Origin of the sequence: Kocuria sp. UBA5001, assembly GCF_002398425.1 — a bacterium.
Classification (GTDB): domain Bacteria; phylum Actinomycetota; class Actinomycetes; order Actinomycetales; family Micrococcaceae; genus Kocuria; species Kocuria salsicia.
This window is the reverse complement of the sequence record NZ_DGYR01000002.1, coordinates 131943-150627: the sequence shown is the minus strand read 5'-3', so window position 1 is coordinate 150627 and position 18685 is coordinate 131943. Positions and strand designations below refer to the sequence as shown.

Sequence of the window (18685 nt, the reverse complement as noted above, 5' to 3'; positions counted from 1 at the left end):
CACCCTGGATCCTGAAGAGCCGGTTCACGGCCAGCTGTTTTTCCTGACCGGCCATAGAAGAGAACGAAAAGGCGCCCTCAGCTTGGGGCGCGTCCTGGCGGTAGCGAGGCCCTGGCAAATTGCCAGGGCCTCACTACCAGGTGAGCAAGATCAGCAGGCGATCATGCCATGCGGGTCGATGATGTACTTCTCCTGCGAGCCGTTGTCGAAGTCCGCGTAGGCCTGAGGAGCATCGTCAAGGCTGATGACCTTGGTCTGCAGCATGTCCGACAGGTACGGCATGCGGTCCCACAGGATCGCCTGCATCAACTCGTAGTTGTAATGCATGATCGGCGCCTGGCCAGCGGTGATCTTCGGGGACTTGATCCAGGCGTTGCCGAATTCAATCGGGTAGATGCCGTTCTGCTCGTCCTTGGACTCCGCCAGGGGGTCAGGCCCGTAGATGCCGATGATGCCGGTGGCGCCTCCCGCGCGGGTAACGTCGATCACCTGGTTGATCGCATAGGCCGGATCCTCTTTGTCCGCGTCCTTGCCGATGCCGTGAGCTTCGGTGCCGACGTAGTCCACGGCGCAGTCGACCATCGGCTCGCCAAGGATCTTTTCAATCTGGTCCTGCAGCGGGACATCCTCGTTGAGGTCAATGGTTTCGCAACCGTTGCGCTTCATCAGGGCCAAGCGATCCTTGTCATGGTCGCCGACGATGATGCAGGACGCCCCCAGCAGGCGCGCAGCTGCGGCGCCGCAACGGCCCACGGGGCCGGCCCCCGCGAGGTAGACAGTGGACCCGGGCTTGGCGCCAGCCTCCATGAGGCCGTGGAAGGCAGTCGGGAGGATGTCAGAGAGAAGCGCCAGATCGCGGATCTTCTCCATGGCCTGGTCACGGTCCGGGAACTTCAGCAGCTGGAAGTCCGCATAGGGAACAAAGAGATACTCGGCCTGTCCGCCGTCCCAGCCGCCCAGGTTGAAGCCGTAGGCAGCGGAATCGGCGTCCGGGTTGCAGGTCTGGCAGACCTCGGTACGACCGTTGCGGCAGTTGCGGCAGCGGCCGCAAGCCACGTTGAAGGGAACCGAGACCAGGTCGCCTTCCTTCAGGAACTCGACGTCAGAGCCGATTTCCACGACTTCCCCGGTCATCTCATGCCCCATGACCATGCCTTCCGGGGCGGGGAAGGATCCGCGGTAGATGTGGAGGTCACTACCGCAGATGTTGGAAGCCACGATCTTCAGGACAACACCGTGGGGTGCCTTCTTGCCGTTGGGCATCTGGAGCTTCGGGAAGTCCAGATCCTCAACCTGCATGTTCTTCACGCCGCGCAAGACGACGGAACGGTTGCCTGCCATGTTCTTCACTCCTTCTTGAGTTCTCACACCGGGGCCCGGGGAGACTCGGTCCAGCCCCAGTCCTGAGGCTTGTCTAAGTGAACCACAAGTCTCTCACAGGCTAAATCGACCCCCAGGGGCCTCGTGGGGAGGGAAGCGTCCTGGACGAATCCGCGTTCTGGGGGGCTTGCCCAGGCTCGTAACGGTCGTGCAAAACCAAAAAGTACCGATGGGATCTCACAACCTATGCCTTACAGGTCAGAAGACCACCGTTCTAGGATGTAGGGGCACCCAGAAGATCCTCCCGCTTCTCCCTTCCCGGCATATGAACCCTGCGAACCCAGACATCCTCACCCCCTCCTCCTCAGCGTCCTGTTATTGGTAAGTGGCTACCTCCTGGGCACGACCGTGTTGATCGCGGTGGCCCTCCCCCGGTACCTACGGGACCGAAGAGCTACGCGCATTTCCAACGATTTTTCCGATGATCGCCCAGGATTTGACACCACCTCGCCCAGGCCGTAGATTGATTATTAGTTGTTGAAGTTTCGTTTTTATGTTGAGCTTTGCCCGCCCACCTGGGCCGGTTGTTTTTCTGAAGAAACGTTTATGGCAAGCATCGCAACGCCTGAGCCCCTGAAATTCAGGGCACGCTCCCTTTCTGACAGAAAGACAGGTCTCACATGACTACTGGCACCGTTAAATGGTTCAACGCTGACAAGGGATTCGGCTTCATCGCCCCCGACGACGGCTCTGACGACGTCTTCGCACACTTCTCGGGCATCAACTCCGGCGGCTACCGTTCCTTGGACGAAGGCGCCAAGGTTGAGTTCGACGTCACGAACGGTGATCGCGGCCTCCAAGCCACGAACATCTCCGTTCTGTCCTGACCCACTTCGTGGCAGGTTGACCTGCGAGTAGGATCCCTACTCCCCGGTCGGCAAGTAGAGGCCCCTACCTGAATGGTGAGGGGCCTCTACTCATACCCCAGGTGAGGGAACTCACCAAAATTCCTGACTAAGGACATCAGCTCGGCGACTCGACCCAGCTCTGGAACACTTCATCCGCTCCAGCATGGACGGCGGGCCAACACAAGTCACGCTCTTCACCGGAGGGGCCACTATCCAGGGCGAGCTCATCCCGGTTTCTGAGTACCTGCAGGGGGTAAAAAGTAGCGTGATTAGCCGTTGCCCTGTTCAGTCCGATACTGCCTGGTCCCGTTCTCTGGGCTACAACGCTGAAAAAGCCCGTGCGTTCGAAGAAGAGGGTTCTTTGATTGATGGCGGATCTTTCCTTCATCTCTGCGGGGCGGGCTTGATCACGGCAAACGGTGGCTTGCTCTCTTTGCCGCAGGGCATGCCGGTCTCCTTGACCGCATCCAAAATCACTGGATGGGCCCCAGGTCTGCTGGTCACCGCAGCCTAGGGCACCTCTTCCACAGGCCCATTCCCGCAAGGAATCAGGACCCGTTTCGCCCCTCCCCTGCACGCTCTACCTTGCTCTCCCCGCATCTTGCTCCTAGGGGTGAGGTAGAGGCCCAAGTGCAGCGGTGGCATCTGCGTGCAGAAGTCTCTCTCGGGGTTTCAATTGGGGGTATCAGGGGGCCTCATGACAAGGTGCCAAGAGGGGCCACATGTCCCTGCGCGTTTTGGGTGGTTGCAAAGGGTGGAAAGACCCGGGGTATCAGGAGACCCTACGGTGGGGTGTCAGAATGGGTGTCATGACCACTCACGGTGACGCCCCCAGCAACGAAGCCCCTAGCCAGGAAGGGGTATCAGGGGGTTCCAGTGCGGTGTTCACGATGAAGGAAGCCGCCGATGTGGCAGGTGTCAGCGTGAGCACCCTCCGCCGACGACGCGCCGAGCTGGAAGAAGCGGGGGCCACCATCACTTCCGCCGGGTGGCAGGTGCCCATGACCGCACTTATCGCTGTGGGCCTCATCCACGGCGAGGGGTTCCGCCCCGCCTCACAGGCCAGACCATCGACGCCGTCTGCTCAACCCTCGGAGGGATCGGAGAGCACCAGGCATCTGCTCGAGCGCGTCCGTGAGTTGGAAACTGAGGTCCAGGAATGGCGACGGCGCGCCGAAGTTGCTGAAGCACGAGCCGAAGAACGCCGCCGAGCTCTCGATGCCCTCCAGATCGCCAACGAAACCGAACGCATAGCGCTGCGGATGCTCACCGGGCAGAGCTCCCACACCCCACAGGCTCCTACGGCTCCCGAGCCTGCTCGTGCCAGGCCGGCCGAGGAGCCGGAAGCATCCCCGGGACCCACCACACCCGTGACCTCTCAAGAGCCGCGCCGCGGGTTCTTTTCCCGCATCTTCTCGGCCTAAGAGCTTCCGCCGATAGGTGTGGTGGAGCGGTGGCATGAGACAGGCACGAGGCCTGGTAAACACGGATTTGTTGAGAATCAGTGTGTTGACGAGGAGCACTCGTGCCTGCCGTTCCATCGTGCATCATCGAACCCATCTGGGACCAGTTCCAGATGCTGATCCCTGCTGTGGCGGACGAGCATCCATTGGGTTGCCACCGGCCACGGATCCCGGACCGGGTGGTGTTCGACAAGCTGGTCCAGGTCCTCGTCCCCGGGGCCGCCTACGAGAGGATCTCCGACACGACGTGTTCGGCTACCACGATCCGCCGCCGGCGTGATGAGTGGATCGAGGCCGGAGCCTTAAAGGAGCTGGAACAGTTTTGTCTGGAGGGCTACGAGAAGATGGTCGGGCTCCAGCTGGAGAACTTGGCCGTGGACGGGTGCATCACCAAGGCCCCGTGCGGTGGCGAGGCCGCCGGGCGGTCACCGGTGGACCGCGGCAAGCAGGGCACGAAACGGTCGCTGCTGGTCGAGGGCGCCGGGATCCCGCTGGGTACCGTGGTGGCCCCGGCCAACCGCCACGACTCCCCGTTGCTGCGCCCGACGTTGGAGACGCTGTCCCGGTTCGGTTTCGACCTGCCGGAGCGGATCACCGTGCACCTGGACGCCGACTACGACTCGAAGGGCACCCGGGGGTTGCTCGCCGAGCTCGGCTGTGAAGCCAGGATCGCGGCCAAGGGCGTGCCCGCCCCGATCCAGAACACGTCCAGGTGGGTGGTGGAACGGACGAACTCCTGGCACAACCGCGGGTTCCAGAAGCTGGCCGTCTGCACCGAGAAACGTATCCGGGTAATCGAGGCGTTCATCGCCCTGGCCAACGCCATCATCATCACTCGCAGGCTCCTCCGCGAGGCCTGGACCACCCACCGCTAGGCCACCCGCCCGACCCGACGACCATGACCTAATGGCGGAACCTCTTACTCATCCTCCACGGCCAGGCGCAGGTGGTCATCGCCCTACACGGATACCACAAGGCTTTGCCGCATGTTGGCAATGACCAGGCGCCGGTAACCAGTCGCGAGAAGATCGTCGCTTCCCACGGCGGACAGCGCACTTTTAGACACCTCCTGCGTTCGTCAAACGAAGCGGTCCGGGATCATTCCCGGTTTCAGCCCGGACCGCCGCGATCCGTCGACGACGTCGAGTGCTTCACCCTGGCCTGGATCGACAGGTACAACAGCGCCCGCCCGCACACCCGCCTCGGCAACGCCCCACCCGCCGAGTACGAGGCAGCGCACTGCGCTGAGCCCACCAAGTCATCGCGACCGGCAATGACACCTGCATAGACGTGGCATCAACGCGTAGATGTTTCAGTTTCTTCTGTGCTGGGGCTGTGTCAGGTGCTGGACCGGGTGTAGGCAGCGGCGCGCACCACATCTTCGTCCTCCAGTCCAGCTCCTAGTGCTCCGCCCACGGTGGCCAGGCTGGCGGTGAGCCAGCTGATCTTCGCGTAGTCCAAAGCGTTCACTGGGTGACCGGCGACACCGGCCAGTACCTGCTCGTCGATGAGCAGCAGCGCGCCGACCCAGGACAGGATGAATAAGACGAGGTAGAACACCACAACCCCGATGGCCACGGTCGCGGTGGTGGCCAAATTGAACAGGATCACCTGCTCACGTTGGGCTCGCCGCCGTGGGCGCTCCCACAAGTCGGCTCCCAGGATCAGGGTGGCACTCACCGCCCCGATCGCCATCACCGCCAGCAGGACCAGGCGCACCGGCCCGTAGGCCATGGCCAGTACCCATAGGTCCGAGGCCACCAATGTCAGCATGCCGGTGGCCGCTGCCACGACCAGCGCCCGGGAGAGCCGGGTCACGAAGGCCCAAGGCTGGTTGGCGCGGATCATGCCCAGCAGCAACCGCACGTTGCTGCTCAGCACTCGGGCCGTGAACTGCACGACGTTGTCATCCGGGCGTTCGTCGAGATCGGTGGACAGCTGGTGGGCTCTTCGAGCAAGATCCCGCTGGGCGTTGAGGTCTTCGGCGTCGTAGCCCAGGAGCTGCCCGACCACGTGCACGGTGGTCTCTTGCACCTTCTGCCGCACGTGCACGGCTCCCAGGGCTGGGACGGAGACCAGTCCCACCCCGTGCACGGGGCTGAGCTGGGTGAGCACCGGACGTCGGCCGGTCTTCAGGGGGATCTCGGTGAGCACCACGGCCAAATCCCAGTTCTCCTCCAGCACGCGGTTTCGGGCCGCCTCCAGCAGGTCCAAGGTCTCGGTGGGTGGATCGACCAGCCGGTCTTCGGCCATCTTCAGTTGCCAGCGCACTCCCGGATACCGCTGCACCAAAATCTCGCGCACCGAGGTGGTGACCTCGGGGCCGAGCACCGCACTCAGGGATGGTGAGACCACCAGGCCGATGAGCAGCTCGGCATCGGAAAGGGGTTCGGCAGGATCGGCGGTGGATCGGCAACGCTCAGCAGTCACCGCTCCATTGTGAGGCAACCACGGGCCGGATTGCCACTGGCTCGATGGAGCCCCCAAGGTTTCGTGCAGCACCGCGGGCCGGATTCGGTGGTCGCCTCGATCTCGGAAAGAGCGGTGCTGCTCACTGCGAAATCCTCTCCCCGCCGACGCCGCCAGCGCGAAGACATCACAGCCAGCGGGCCCGGGACCTGCCGGTGTCGAGGACGGCTTCTCGATGATGCTGCAGTGACGGATCGGTTGAAGTGCTTCGGCGGTGTGGGAGCAGTGATCAGCGTGGGGCCGGTCGATTCCGTTCGGACAGGTGATGCATCGACTGCCCAGCGGCAGGTGCGGTACTGATGCGGGGGTACCCGGTGCAGGGGTGTCAAGGCCCAGCTCCGAAGACGGCAAGCCGGGCACGTGAAAGGCGAATTGTGGCCCGCCGCAACCCGAGCGGGAAGGCATGTGTGGCACGAGGCGCCGAAGACGGGCCGGGCGTTTACTGCAGAGATAAATATGCTTATCCTGGTAAGGTCTGCGACATTTTGTAAGGCCCTGAGAGTCCACTCCCGACCCAGGTGCCCGGCAACCCCGGGTGCAGGCCACCGTCCGGGTCGGATCGTCACCACGAACAGGAAACGATGAAAATGTCCCATCCCTCCCCTCTTCCACCTACTGCTTCGGCTCATTACCAGGTCCTGCGCACAGTGCCCTCCTATGACCAGGCTCAGCGCCTTGTCGATCGACTCTCCGACGCCGGGTTCCCGGTTGAGCACGTGCGCTTGGTCGGCACCGATCTGCGCCTGGTTGAGCAGGTCACCGGGCGGATGACCTACGGCAAGGCCGCCCTGTACGGGGCCGCCTCCGGGGCCTGGCTGGGATTGCTCATTGGCTTGCTGTTGGGTCTTTTCACGGTCGTGGGGTGGCTGTCGGTAATCCTGTGGGCGGTGCTCCTGGGCGCGGTGTGGGGGCTGATCTTCGGGTTGCTGGGTCACGCGGCCACCGGCGGGCGCCGGGACTTCAGTAGCGTCCAGGGCCTGGAGGCGTCCTCCTACGAGATCCTCGTGGAGGCCGAGTACGTCGAGGCGGCCACGGCCAAGCTCGACGCCAGCCATCCCACGACTTGACCGCCAAAGGCCCGGGCCCGGACCGGGTGCTGGCCCACGCCCGAGTAAGTGCTGAGGGCCGTGGCCCTCTGCGCTCCCCCGACACTCACCGCTGGGGCGGATTCAGGAGCGGATCTCGCCGGGAAGCAGGGTCGTCGGCGTGCCTGTGGTAAGAGCCGCCCAGCACGAGCCGGGCCACGAGCTTGTCGAACACCACCCGGTCCGGTATCCGCCGCCGGTGACACCCCAACGGATGGGTGTCGACCCGCGCAGGAATCAGGGCCTCGAACTGGACCCACAACGGCTCGATGAACGATGCTGGCACCGCAGGCACGGGACTCCTCGCGACGACGTAGATCTAGGCAATCCACATCGAAGCGGACATCCCGTGCCTGCGTCACATCCCCGACAAGCCGCGCCCTACCCGCGCGACCTCTAAGACCAGCTACAGACCCCGTCCACGGTCCTCTCGGCCGGGGCCGGGGCGACGAAGGTGCTGCGCCTGCTCCAACGGATGAGGCGGGGCTACCCGCTGTTGCGGCCGGGGTGCCGGGGTTCTTTTCCGGGGTGCCGGGTTGTCCAGCTTCACGAACTTGCGGATCTGCTTCCATTCCGCGCGGCGGGCCGCCACCACCTCCGCCTGTTGCTCCTGTTGCTGACGCACCGCGGCCACCGAGCGCTTACCGCGGCCCGCCGCGCGGCGCCGCGGCGCGGTCTGCAACCCGTGCTCCAACTCCAGGCGGGTGCACGCACTCTGAACCGCACGCCGGTCGTTGCGACCGTGCCACACCGTCCCCTCGTCACTGACCCGGCACACCACCACATGCACGTGGTCATCGGCGTGACGGACCATCACCCACGGGTGCTCCGCGAAGCCCATCGACTCCGCAAACGTCTGTCCTGCCTGCGCCCACTCCGCATCCGTCAACCGCCGATCCTCGACAGTGTTGCGCAAAGAGGCCTGCCAGACCGGTTTCGTAATCTCCGGGCGGGTGCGCATCGCCGCGCGCATCTCCTTCACCCACGCCTTCTCATCCGCATCCCCGGTCACGAACACGTTCCCGCCCACGACCACACCACCGGCATACCGGCCCCCGTTGCGTTCGTAGAAGTGCTCATTGGCATGCCCCGGCCCATGCAGATAGGCACCAATGTTGCCCGGGTTCGACCCCCGGGTGATCTTCGCGATCACGGCAACGCCCTCCGTAACGCGCCCAGTTCCCGAGCCAGGGCCTCCACGGCCTCGTGCAGCTGCGGGGTCGGGACGACCTGCCCCTGGTTCACCGCGCGCATCAACTGGTTCAGATTCGACCCCACCCGCGCCAGATCCGCCCGGATCCTCGCCAACTCCTGCACCTCACCCGCCCCCGGGGTGCTCGCCTCGAGCTGTTCCTGGACTCGTTCCCGAGCCCACACCGAGACCCGTTGCCCGCCGGCGGCCTCTGTCCATGCCCGGTGCTCGGCCTCGGTCAACGACATCGATACCCGCCGGGTGCGCGGCTCCACCGCCACCGGCCGCCCACCAGCACCCCGCACCCGAGGCGCCGGTTCCGCAGCAGTCGGTTCCGGGTCCGGTGAGGCGAGGGGCTGCTCCTCGAGCAGCTCCTCCCACCGGTTCCCGGACCCCGAAGGGACCGTGCCCGGCGAGGTTGAACGACGTGAGAACAAGCCCAACGGGACCACCCTTCCGAGACCCCGCCAAGGGGTCGAGACCAGCCCTCCGCAGGAGCAAGGGGATTGACCGGAACGGGAACACCTGGCAGCGAGGAACGAGCGGTGCGCCAGGTTTTCCGTTACGGACAATCATATCCAACATCTCCGTTTCAGCGCCCCGACGAAGGAGGATCACAGCGCGCTGGAACGGGGGGCGTGGTGGGGTTCTGGGCCTGACCAACGCAGGAGGACAGAGCCAGGGCCAGGACACCACCACGCATCGTCTGCAGCGCAGCGGAAGACGATCACGCCCTTGGGTCTCGACAGAGCAGGGGCAGCCCCGAGCCCCTAGGGCAATAACCGCGGACCCCGGGGTGAGCGGTTATGCGTTACGATAACCGCATACCCCGGTAAACAAGGGTATTACCTATGATGGAGGATGTTCGATGCTTCACTTCACTCTTGGTCCCCGGCGCGAGCTGGATCCCGCCGTCGATGAGATGGAGCGCACATGGAACGGGTACGACCCGCAGGCCAGCCCACAGGCCCTGTACGACGTCAATCGCTCGTGCTGGGTGCTGGGCCGGCGCGCCGATCGGGAGAGCTACGCGCTCTTTTCTCATGACGGGAAAGTGGTTTTCGCCGTGGAGATCGATGAGATCGTTCCGACTCCTACACGACGGGCATTGACGGGGCACCCGTTGGCTCCGGGACATCCCGTCTACGACCAGTACGTAGGGAGAGATGCACCCATCAAGGGCCAGCGCAACCCGGTCGGGTACATCACTTCACCCCTCGATGAGCGCCTGTGCGAGTGCGGATGCGGCAAGGCCGTCGGTCGAGGTGACTTCCTGCCAGGCCACGATCAGAAAGCCATCCACGAGCGAATCTCCAAGGTAGGAACGGTCAAGCAGTTCATCGACTGGTTCGATGAGACCTACCCGAAGCCGGCACTCGCCTAGAGAGTGACTCACAAGGCGGGCAATGGAGCTCGCTTCGCTCACCCTCATTCTTTTCCTGCCCTCAGCTCTTCCTCATTTTGTTCTGTGGTGTTGTTTTTGACGGGGCCTACCGTCCAGCCTGGGAGTGAGGGAGCTGAAGAACAGAGTGACCGCCCCCTTGCCACTCGGCCAGCCCGCAGATTTCTCAGTCCGCCCGGGCCATGCCCTCCACCGGGCTGAGCCTGGTGGCCCTGCGCACCGGCAGGGCGGAGGCGAGCACCGCCACCACCACGGCCCCGGCGAGGATCAGGAGGAAGCCTCCCCAGGGCACCACCGGTCGCACGGTCATGCCCTCTGTGAAGAGGGACATCACGCCCAGCACACCGAACAGCCACCCGGCCACGAGTCCGACCACTGCGGCCACCAGCGAGATCACGAGCGCCTCGCGCCGGATCAGGGCCCCGAGCTGGCGCTTGGACAGCCCCAGCGCCCGCAGCAACGAGTTCTCCCGGGACCGCTCCAGCACGGAGAGGGATGTGGTGGAGGCTATGCCCAGCACCGAGACCACCACGGCCACGGCAAGCAGAGCGAGCACCACGGTGAGCATGGTGTCCAGGACGGCCACGTAGCCGGCCTTCTCCATGAGGGCGCCGGTGAGCTGGGTGCTGCTCACATGCAGGACGTCCGCCACAGAGCGTCGCAGGTCCGTGGCCTGCTGCACGTTGAGGTACTGCGCAGCGTCGACGCTCGCGCTGGCTCCGTCCGGCAGGTTCCCGCCGGTCTGCACACCCAGCACGTTGGGCAGGGCCCCGAGGTCGTGGACCTGCTGCTGGCTGAGCTCACCCACCTGCGCCGGTACGGAGATGTCCACGGGCCGTTCCTGATCAAGCTGCTCAAGCAGGTTCACGCGGGCCACGTGCTCACCGGTCAGAACGGTGGAGACAAGCAGCACGCCGATCAGCAGGGCCGTGGCCGTGGTGCTCGTGCGGGTGGGGTAGCGCGCAGCGTTGGCGGCGGCCAGGCGGGAGGGGATCCCGCCGGGAAGTGCCTTCCCGGCCCCGCGCACCAGTGAGGGGATGTAGGCGCGGGAAGTCAGCACCACGCCGAGGAACGCCGCGAGACCACCGGCGATGCCCCACCCGGCACTGTGCTGGGTGGCACCGAAGACGAGCGCCGCGGCACCGGCGATCAGGACGACCGCCCCGAAGACCGTGCGCACCACGGGCAGCCCGTCCGCCGCCCGGGAACCGCGCAGCCCGTCCAGGGCGGAGGCGCCACGGGCACGCCGGGCCGGGCCCAGCGACGCGACGACGGTCAGCAGGACGCCCGTCACGAGACCCACGACGACATCCCGCGGGGTGAGCGTGAGCTCCAGCGACCCCGTGGAGACCACGGTGCGGGCAAGCACGACCAGGGCGGTGACCGCACCGACACCCAGCGCGGAGGAGACCACGCCCAGCACGAGGCCTTCCAGCAGCACCGCGCGGCGCAGCTGGGACCCGGTGGCCCCCACACACCGCAGCAGGGCGAGCTCGCGGGCACGCTGGGCGGTGAGCACGGAGAGGGTGTTCGTGACCACGAGCAGCGCCACCAGCACGGACAGCCCGGCGAACAGCGCCAGGAAGATGGCCAGCACGTCGGTGCCCTGGGACATGTCGTCCAGGAGGTCCTGCGCCATCTGGTCCGGAGTCTGCACCGTCAGCGCGGGCTGACCGCCCTGACCGGTGCCCAGGATCCGGTTGATCTCGGTGGCCAACTGGGCCAGCTGGTCCTCGTCCGGGGTGCCGTCCGTGCGCAGCAGGATCCCACCGCCCATGTCCATGCCCTCACCGGGAACGGTCTTGAGCCCGGCCGCCGTGACGTACCAGTCCGGCACGCCTCCGGAGGCGGTCTGGTCCGTGATGCCGCTGACCTTGTAGTCCGCGGTGGTGCCGTCCTCCGAACCGTACTGCTCCAGCTGGACGGTGTCCCCCACGCCCACGTTCATGGCCTTGGCGGTGCCCTCGGACACCGAGATCTGGTTCGCGGCGTCCGGGAAGGAGCCGTCCTTGAGGCCCGCCGGCACCAGGGAGGTGTCAGCAGGGAGGTCGTTGACCTGGGTGGCGCCGGTGTCCGTCCCGGAGGACTTCGCATGCACCATCTTGGTGGTGGGCGACCACGCGCTCTTCACGTCCGGCAGCGCCTCGATCGTCTGCAGCTGCTGCGCGTCCGCGCTGGCGGGCGCCTGCTCGCTGTCCGGGGTGCTCACCACGGCGTCGGCGTTCTTGTAGGGTGCCGCGAGACTCGAGGCGAGGCTCGCGGAGAGGGTGCTCGCGAGGCCCAGTGCGGCGGTCATGAAGGCCGCGCACACCGCCACGCAGATCACCACGAGGACGTAGCGGCTCCACTGCTGCGTGAGCCGTGATCGAACCACGCGCAGCATCAGTTGGCCTCCTGGGCGTCGTCGGAGAAGATCTCACCGTCGCGCACACGCAGGACGCGGTCCGCGGCCTCGGCCACGGTGGCGTCGTGGGTGACGACGACGACGGTCTGGCCCAGGTCGTCCACGCACCGGCGCAGCAGGGCCAGCACCTCCAGGGACGTGGCCGAGTCCAGCGCGCCGGTGGGCTCGTCCGCAATCACGACGTCCGGCTGGGAGAGCAGGGCACGGGCGATCGCCACACGCTGCTGCTGACCGCCGGACATCTCGTCCGGACGGTGGTCCAGGCGCTCGGTGATGCCCAGGGTGGTGGCCAGCGCGTCGAGGCGCTGGGTGTCCACCTTCTTGCCGGCCAGTGCCAGGGGCAGCTCGATGTTCTGCCGGGCGGTGAGCGTGGGGACCAGGTTGAACGCCTGGAACACGAAGCCCACGTGGTCGCGGCGGAAGCGGGTCAGCTGGTCGTCGGAGAGCCCGGCGATGTCCTGGCCGCCCACCACGATCCGCGTCTCCGGGTGGCGGTCCGGGGAGTCCAGGCCGGCCAGGCAGTGCACGAGCGTGGACTTGCCGGAGCCGGAGGGACCCATCACGGCCACGAACGTGCCCGCGGGGATCTCCAGGCTCACGTCCCGCAGGGCCGCCACCTCGGTGCCCCCGGTCCCGTAGGTGCGGGAGACGTGCGCGGCGCTCACGGCGATGCGCCGCGGGGCGCTCGCGGCGGGCTGGGTGGTCTGGGCGGGCTGGCTGGTCTCGGACCAGGGCGGGTTGTCGTAGCGGGCGAGTGAGGGCTCAGGAGAAGTCATGACGTCATTGTGGTGCGCCGGATCCGCCCGTTCATCGAACGGGGGTACGAGCTTGCGCCCTGCGTGCCGTGGCGTGAGCCACAGCGCGCCCGCGGCTCTCATACCCGGGGATGAGGCCCGGACCCAGCCGGGCGGCGCCACACCCGTCGTGGCCGTGCCCCGCCCGGGACTCAGCCCGGCAGCACCACACCGGTTTCGTAGGCGATCACCACTGCCTGCACCCGATCCCGGGCCTGCAGCTTGGAGAGGATGTGGGACACGTGCGTCTTGACCGTGGGCTCGGAGAGGAAGAGCCGCTGCATGATCTCCGCGTTGGAGCACCCCGCGCCGATCAGCTCGAAGACCTCGCGCTCGCGCGAGGTGAGGCCCTGCAACCGCGGGTCCCGCCACGGATCGTTCCCGGCGCTCGTCACCACGCCGCCCGGACCCACCATCACGTCCGCGCCCGGCACCCCGGAGCCACCGGACGCCCCGGCACCGCCGGCCGCACCGCCTGAACCACCCGTGCCACCCGAACCGTCCCCGGGGGGCACAGCACCCGCGCTGCCGGAACGACCACCCGGGCCGTCGGCCGACTCGCACGTGGTGGCGACCGAGCGGCCCGCCCCCGAGACCAGGTGGGAGAGCAGCCTCCGCGTGGTGGACGGCGCGATCACCGCGTCCCCGCGCGCAACCGTGCGGACGGCGTCCAAGAGCTCCTCGGGGCGGGCATCCTTCAGCAGAAAACCACTCGCACCAGCCTGTATGCCTTCAAGTGCATACTCATCGAGGTCGAACGTGGTGAGCACGATGATCCGCACCTGCGGGGCGAGGGCGAGGATCTCGCGCGTGGCCTCGATCCCGTCCATCTGTGGCATCCGCACGTCCATGAGGATCACGTCCGGAGCCCCAGCCACGGCAAGCCCGGGGCGCACGGCGTCAACGGCCGCCACGCCGTCGCCCACGTCCCCCACCACGGTGAGGTCCGGCTGCGAGTCCACGAGCATGCGGAAGCCGCCGCGCACGAGCGGCTGGTCGTCCACGATGAGAACCCTCACGGGCGGCGCTGTCGTCATTTCTCCTCCCCGGGCAGGGTAACCCGGACGACGAACACGTCCGGACGATCGGGGTGCGGGCCCGCGGTGAGGGAGCCGCCATGGAGGTCCACACGTTCGCGCAACCCCTGCAGCCCGTAGCCCCCGCGGGGCGTTCGGCTGGTGCTCGCGGCGCCGTCGTTGGTGATCTCGGCCCAGGAACCGTCCGGGCGGTGCTCCACCACGATACGCACGGAGGAGGCCTGCCACGCGTGCTTCAGCACGTTGGTCAGGGCCTCCTGGGCCACCCGGTAGAGCGTGAGCTGCGCGCCGGCGGACAGGGCCGGCTCCCCGTTCACGCGATGCTCCACGGGCAGCCCGGCGTCCCGCACGGACGCCACCAGGTGCTCGATCTGCTCCAGCTGCGGCACCGGCGAGGTCCCCGTGGCGTCCTCGGTGCGCAGCACGCCCAGCAGTCTGCGCATCTCGGTGAGCGAGCCGCGTGCGGTGTCCGCGATGGTGCCGAGGGTCGCCACGGCCACGCCGGGGTCCGACGCCGCCGCGTACCGCGCGCCGTCCGCCTGGGCGATCACCACGGACAGGGAGTGGGCGACGATGTCGTGCATCTCCCGGGCAATCCTTGCCCGCTCGTCCTGGGCCGCCATCCGCACCTCCTGCTCTCGCTCGATCTCGAGCCTGCGGGCACGGTCCTCGAGCTGCTCGCGCCGCTGCCGCCGGCCCCGGGCGAGGTCTCCCGCGAGGTACGCCACCGTGATGCAGGCCGCGGAGCTGACACCGAACATCGTGCCCACGATCGCCCACTCGGCCGTGGAGTAGTTCTCGGGGAGGAACAGGAACCAGTGGTTGCTGCGCCACCCCAGCACCGCGCTGCCCAGCAGGGCCGCGAGGTAGACGCCGCGCCGGGCCCGCCGGGGCGAGCGGATGGCGGCGGTGTAGACCACGCACGGCACGGACCACAGGCACAGACCCACGGGAGCCACGTTGAACGCGAGCAGGCTCAGCAGCACGAGTGCCCCGTGGAGGTACGCCACCACCGTGGGTGCGGCCCGGCGGAAGAACAGTGGCAGCCAGCACACGAGCATGCACCACCAGGTCACCCCGTCCCACAGCGCGGACACCGTGAAGAAGATCGTGACAAAGCCGCCCACGAGCACCAGCAGGGCATTGCTGATGTGAGGGTGGTTCTCGATCCACTGGGCCAGTCTGAGGTGCAGAACCATCACCGCAGCACACTATCCGGCGGGGAGCCCGCACCACGTCGTCGTCGGCCCACGAGAAATTTGCAGTAACTGCACCAACACGGTTACTCTCAGACCGTGATCGGGCCATGCACGCACAGCGGGAGAACACAGGACGGACGGGGCACACGCCGCACCGCCACGCGCCGGGACATCCTCGCCGCGGCGGAGGAGCTGGTGCTGGAGAACGGTCTCGCCGGGCTGCGCACCAAGGACCTCGTGCGCCGCGCGGGCGTCTCGGAGCGCACCGTGTTCAACCACTTCGACAGCATCGAGGACACCGCGCTCACGCGCATCGAGGAGTACCTCACCCCCCTGTTCTCCGGCCTGGACGTCCCCGCGGACACCCCCGTGGCGGAGCTTCCCACGGCCGTCCGTGACCGCGTCCTCATCCGCCTCGCCACGCCAGCCGGGCTGGAGTGCCTCACCGGTTTCGTCCATCTGGCCGCCGCTCTCGCACCGGACTCCGGCGAGATCCTGACCCGCCACGTGGTCCTCACGCTCACCAGCAAGGGGAGCCTCGCGAGTTCCGAGGTGGAAGCGGAGCATCCGCAGCTCTCCCTGGAGCAGCAGATGCGCCTGCGGCTCTACCTGACCAACCTGGCCCTGGGCCTGGGCCTGGGCCTGGCACGCCCCGCACTCCACCACCTGCCCCGCGAAACCTTGACCCCATTGGAGGTCAAGGACCGCATCCCACCGGCGGAAGAGCTCGTCCCCCACATCGAGTGGGCCTTCCAGCAGGTGGATGCCGGGCTGCCGCAGCTGTAACGCGTCCAACGCACCCCATTCCACCGGCGGGGCCGCAAGGGCCCGCCGACCCGCTCCCGAGACCGAATAAGTGAGTTATGGCGACATTCCTGTACAGAATCGGCGGCTTCGCCGCCCGTAGGGCCTGGGTGGTCATCACCGCCTGGCTCGTCATCCTGCTAGCCCTGGGGGGCGCTTTCTTCGCGTTCAAGGGCGAGCTGAGCAACAGCATCACGATCCCCGGGACCAAGGCTGCCCAGGTCCAGGACGACCTCGCCGGCGCGTTCGACGTCAACGCGGACGCCGGGGTGGGTCAGGCCATCGTCTCCACCACGGACGGCAGCAAGATTACCGAGCAGCAGCAGAAGGCGGTGGCCGCCGCGCTGAAGAAGGTGGACGGCATCGACGGGGTGGACTCCACCACGGACCCGTTCTCGCAGCAGAAGCAGGTGGACGACGCCCGAAAACAGCTCGAGGACGGCCGCTCCCAGCTCGAGCAGGGCGAGAAGCAGCTGGCGGGCGCACAGCAGCAGATCGACGCCGCCCGCTCCAAGATCCCGGCCAACGCCCCGGCCTCGGCCACGCAGCAGATCGACCAGCAGCAGGCGCAGCTGGACGAGCAGAAGAAGAAGATCGACGAGCAGAAGCCGGAGCTCGAGCGCAACGAGAAGAAGCTCGATCTCACGAGCGAGTACGGCTCGATCTCCGAGGACGGCACCACCGCGCTGACGGGTGTCACGTTCGAGCACGAGATCAACGAGGTCTCCTCGGACACCCTCGCGGAAGTCCGCTCCGCGTTCGAGGACACGGACCTGCACGGACTGGACGTGCAGTTCGACCAGAACCTCGAGGGCATGACCGAGATGGGCGTGACCTCCGAGATCATCGGCATGGTGATCGCCCTGATCATCCTGCTCATCATGCTCGGCACGTTCGTGGCGGCCGGACTTCCCGTGCTCATGGCGCTCGTGGGCGTGGGCGCGGCCTACCTGGGGGCGTTCGCGCTCTCGGACGTGGTGGACATGAACTCCACCACCCCCGCACTGGGCTCCATGCTGGGCCTCGCGGTGGGCATCGATTACTCCCTGTTCATCCTCAACCGCCACCGCAACAACCTGCGCCGCGGCATGGGCATGCACGAGTCCATCGCGCTGGCCACGGGCACCAGCGGCAACGCCGTGCTCTTCGCCGGCACCACCGTGGTGATCGCGCTGCTGGCCCTGAACGTGGTGGGCATCCCGTTCCTGTCTGTGATGGGCAACGTGGCCGCGTTCGCCGTGGTCATGGCCGTGGTGGTCGCCGTGACGCTGACCCCGGCCATGCTGTCCCTGATCGGGCGCCGGGTCATGCCGCGACGCCGCTGGGACGCCATCCAGCGCCGCGCGCAGCTGCGCCGTGACGCCGCCGAGATCGTGGGCGAGGACGAGCAGCACACCGCAGACCGAGCCCACGCCCTGACCGCCGAGCGGGACACCACCCCGCGCGGTTGGCTCAAGGTGGTGCTCGCCAAGCCGGTGCTGACCATCCTGGCCACTGTGGCCGTGCTCGGGATCATCGCCGTCCCCATGACCCAGCTGCGGCTGGGCCTTCCGGACGGCAGCAGCCAGAGCGCGGACTCCGGCGCGTACAAGACGTACAAGATCGTGGAGGACAAGTTCGGCGCGGGCCGCAACGGCACCGTCGTCGCCGCCGCCTACCTCCCGGAAGGCACCACCGAGGAGCAGGCCGAGGACCTGCAGGTGGACCTGGGTGAGCAGCTGCGCGAGCAGGACCACGTCTCCGCCGTGGTGCCCGCGGCGATCAGCAAGGACCACTCCATGCTGCTGTACCAGATCATCCCGGACGAGGGCCCCAGCGCCGAGTCCACCACCGATCTGGTCAACAGCCTGCGAGACCTGCGCCTGGACACCCCCGAGGGGGAGGCGAGCTTCGGCGTCACGGGTCAGACGGCCATGAACATCGACATCTCAGAGAACCTCTTCAAGGTGCTGCCGGTGTACCTGGCGATCGTGGTGGGGCTGTCCCTGATCGTGCTGATCCTGGTCTTCCGCTCCATCTGGGTGCCCCTGTCGGCCACCATCGGCTTCCTGTTCTCCCTGCTCGCGGCCTTCGGCGCCACCGTGGCCGTGTTCCAGTGGGGCTGGCTGGGTGATCTGTTCAACATCACGGAGCCCGGGCCCATCCTGAGCTTCCTGCCCATCCTGGCGGTCGGGATCCTCTTCGGGCTGGCCATGGACTACCAGATGTTCCTGGTCTCGGCCATGCGCGAGGCGTACAGCCACGGCCGGGACGGGAAGACCGCGGTGGTCGTGGGCTTCAACCACAGCGCCCGGGTGGTCGTGGCCGCCGCGCTCATCATGACCGGTGTGTTCATGGGATTCGTGTTCAGCGGGGACCCGATGATCGCCTCGATCGGCTTCGTGCTTTCCGCGGGCGTGCTCTTCGACGCCTTCGTGGTGCGCATGACGCTCATCCCGGCGCTGATGCACCTCATGGGCGCGAAGGCCTGGTGGTTCCCGAAGTGGGCGGAGCGGATCGTCCCGGACGTGGACGTGGAGGGTGCCTCCCTGGAGCGCCCTGCGCAGCCCTCCTACCCTGCGCAGCCCACCCAGTGAGTTCGGCGCCTCGCGAACCGGCCGTCGCCCCG

Annotated in this window: 16 protein-coding genes and 1 pseudogene; 8 read left to right on the top strand and 9 right to left on the bottom strand. The window is 67.0% G+C overall.

Annotated features, from left to right (window positions below; all coding sequences use genetic code 11):
* Positions 1 to 150: 150 nt before the first annotated feature.
* Positions 151 to 1341 (bottom strand): alcohol dehydrogenase catalytic domain-containing protein, encoded by a 1191-nt coding sequence (locus B3G12_RS02340; RefSeq protein WP_290498898.1) that lies wholly within the window; start codon positions 1339 to 1341, stop codon positions 151 to 153.
* Positions 1342 to 2000: 659 nt separating this feature from the next.
* Between B3G12_RS02340 and B3G12_RS02335 the strand changes: the two genes are divergently transcribed.
* From B3G12_RS02335 to B3G12_RS12420, 4 genes are all read left to right on the top strand, one after another.
* On the top strand, positions 2001 to 2207 hold the full coding sequence (locus tag B3G12_RS02335) for a cold-shock protein (RefSeq protein ID WP_121846641.1): 207 nt from the start codon (positions 2001 to 2003) through the stop codon (positions 2205 to 2207).
* An 830-nt stretch (positions 2208 to 3037) separates the two neighbouring features.
* Positions 3038 to 3652 carry a hypothetical protein gene (locus B3G12_RS02330; RefSeq protein ID WP_290498896.1) on the top strand — a complete coding sequence of 205 codons (615 nt, stop codon included), beginning with the start codon at positions 3038 to 3040 and terminating at the stop codon, positions 3650 to 3652.
* Between the two features lie 101 nt (positions 3653 to 3753).
* Positions 3754 to 4566, top strand: a complete 813-nt coding sequence (locus B3G12_RS02325; protein WP_290498895.1) for an IS5 family transposase — start codon at positions 3754 to 3756, stop codon at positions 4564 to 4566.
* Positions 4567 to 4637: 71 nt separating this feature from the next.
* Entirely contained in the window at positions 4638 to 4979 is a 342-nt protein-coding gene (locus tag B3G12_RS12420; RefSeq protein ID WP_161971385.1) for an integrase core domain-containing protein, read from the top strand.
* A gap of 50 nt (positions 4980 to 5029) precedes the next feature.
* Here B3G12_RS12420 and B3G12_RS02320 read toward each other — a convergent pair whose 3' ends face one another.
* Positions 5030 to 6121, bottom strand: coding sequence for a hypothetical protein (locus B3G12_RS02320; protein WP_094393350.1), 1092 nt, complete (start codon positions 6119 to 6121; stop codon positions 5030 to 5032).
* Between the two features lie 626 nt (positions 6122 to 6747).
* Between B3G12_RS02320 and B3G12_RS02315 the strand changes: the two genes are divergently transcribed.
* On the top strand, positions 6748 to 7227 hold the full coding sequence (locus tag B3G12_RS02315) for a general stress protein (RefSeq protein WP_344205628.1): 480 nt from the start codon (positions 6748 to 6750) through the stop codon (positions 7225 to 7227).
* 121 nt (positions 7228 to 7348) lie between these two features.
* Here B3G12_RS02315 and B3G12_RS02310 read toward each other — a convergent pair.
* The 3 genes and pseudogenes from B3G12_RS02310 to B3G12_RS02300 all read right to left on the bottom strand — a co-directional run.
* Positions 7349 to 7540, bottom strand: a pseudogene (locus tag B3G12_RS02310) (IS5/IS1182 family transposase); the annotation flags it as partial.
* Positions 7541 to 7651: 111 nt separating this feature from the next.
* The gene (locus tag B3G12_RS02305; protein ID WP_126874851.1) at positions 7652 to 8398 is read right to left on the bottom strand and encodes a relaxase/mobilization nuclease domain-containing protein; all 747 of its coding nucleotides are present in this window, start codon (positions 8396 to 8398) and stop codon (positions 7652 to 7654) included.
* Complete coding sequence (locus B3G12_RS02300; RefSeq protein WP_238694029.1) at positions 8395 to 8685, bottom strand: plasmid mobilization relaxosome protein MobC; 291 nt, start codon at positions 8683 to 8685, stop codon at positions 8395 to 8397. The genes B3G12_RS02305 and B3G12_RS02300 overlap by 4 nt, the downstream gene beginning before the upstream one ends.
* A 620-nt stretch (positions 8686 to 9305) precedes the next feature.
* On the opposite strand from B3G12_RS02300, the gene B3G12_RS02295 reads away from it, so the two are divergent.
* Complete coding sequence (locus B3G12_RS02295; RefSeq protein WP_055085972.1) at positions 9306 to 9821, top strand: hypothetical protein; 516 nt, start codon at positions 9306 to 9308, stop codon at positions 9819 to 9821.
* 184 nt (positions 9822 to 10005) lie between these two features.
* Here the strand turns inward: B3G12_RS02295 and B3G12_RS02290 are convergent, their stop codons facing one another.
* From B3G12_RS02290 to B3G12_RS02275, 4 genes are all read right to left on the bottom strand, one after another.
* On the bottom strand, positions 10006 to 12222 hold the full coding sequence (locus tag B3G12_RS02290; protein WP_290498892.1) for an FtsX-like permease family protein: 2217 nt from the start codon (positions 12220 to 12222) through the stop codon (positions 10006 to 10008).
* Positions 12222 to 13019, bottom strand: a complete 798-nt coding sequence (locus B3G12_RS02285; RefSeq protein ID WP_238694030.1) for an ABC transporter ATP-binding protein — start codon at positions 13017 to 13019, stop codon at positions 12222 to 12224. The genes B3G12_RS02290 and B3G12_RS02285 overlap by 1 nt, the downstream gene beginning before the upstream one ends.
* Positions 13020 to 13189: 170 nt before the next feature.
* Positions 13190 to 14074 (bottom strand): response regulator transcription factor, encoded by an 885-nt coding sequence (locus B3G12_RS02280; RefSeq protein WP_055085966.1) that lies wholly within the window; start codon positions 14072 to 14074, stop codon positions 13190 to 13192.
* Positions 14071 to 15273: a sensor histidine kinase gene (locus B3G12_RS02275; protein ID WP_290498906.1), complete on the bottom strand. Its 1203-nt coding sequence runs from the start codon at positions 15271 to 15273 to the stop codon at positions 14071 to 14073. The genes B3G12_RS02280 and B3G12_RS02275 overlap by 4 nt, the downstream gene beginning before the upstream one ends.
* A gap of 96 nt (positions 15274 to 15369) precedes the next feature.
* Between B3G12_RS02275 and B3G12_RS02270 the strand changes: the two genes are divergently transcribed.
* Both B3G12_RS02270 and B3G12_RS02265 read left to right on the top strand, forming a co-directional pair.
* Entirely contained in the window at positions 15370 to 16059 is a 690-nt protein-coding gene (locus B3G12_RS02270; protein ID WP_290498890.1) for a TetR/AcrR family transcriptional regulator, read from the top strand.
* A 77-nt stretch (positions 16060 to 16136) separates the two neighbouring features.
* On the top strand, positions 16137 to 18653 hold the full coding sequence (locus B3G12_RS02265; RefSeq protein ID WP_055085962.1) for an MMPL family transporter: 2517 nt from the start codon (positions 16137 to 16139) through the stop codon (positions 18651 to 18653).
* Positions 18654 to 18685 lie beyond the last annotated feature (32 nt).

Bases quoted from the DNA above. Each gene is read 5' to 3' on its own strand.
- B3G12_RS02315 (WP_344205628.1), top strand. From the start codon at position 6,748: ATGTCCCATCCCTCCCCTCTTCCACCTACTGCTTCGGCTCATTACCAG.
- B3G12_RS02335 (WP_121846641.1), top strand. From the start codon at position 2,001: ATGACTACTGGCACCGTTAAATGGTTCAACGCTGACAAGGGATTCGGC.
- B3G12_RS02295 (WP_055085972.1), top strand. From the start codon at position 9,306: ATGCTTCACTTCACTCTTGGTCCCCGGCGCGAGCTGGATCCCGCCGTC.
- B3G12_RS02330 (WP_290498896.1), top strand. From the start codon at position 3,038: ATGACCACTCACGGTGACGCCCCCAGCAACGAAGCCCCTAGCCAGGAA.
- B3G12_RS02275 (WP_290498906.1), bottom strand. From the start codon at position 15,273: ATGGTTCTGCACCTCAGACTGGCCCAGTGGATCGAGAACCACCCTCAC.
- B3G12_RS02285 (WP_238694030.1), bottom strand. From the start codon at position 13,019: ATGACTTCTCCTGAGCCCTCACTCGCCCGCTACGACAACCCGCCCTGG.
- B3G12_RS02300 (WP_238694029.1), bottom strand. From the start codon at position 8,685: ATGTCGTTGACCGAGGCCGAGCACCGGGCATGGACAGAGGCCGCCGGC.
- B3G12_RS02280 (WP_055085966.1), bottom strand. From the start codon at position 14,074: ATGACGACAGCGCCGCCCGTGAGGGTTCTCATCGTGGACGACCAGCCG.
- B3G12_RS02265 (WP_055085962.1), top strand. From the start codon at position 16,137: ATGGCGACATTCCTGTACAGAATCGGCGGCTTCGCCGCCCGTAGGGCC.
- B3G12_RS02340 (WP_290498898.1), bottom strand. From the start codon at position 1,341: ATGGCAGGCAACCGTTCCGTCGTCTTGCGCGGCGTGAAGAACATGCAG.
- B3G12_RS02290 (WP_290498892.1), bottom strand. From the start codon at position 12,222: ATGCTGCGCGTGGTTCGATCACGGCTCACGCAGCAGTGGAGCCGCTAC.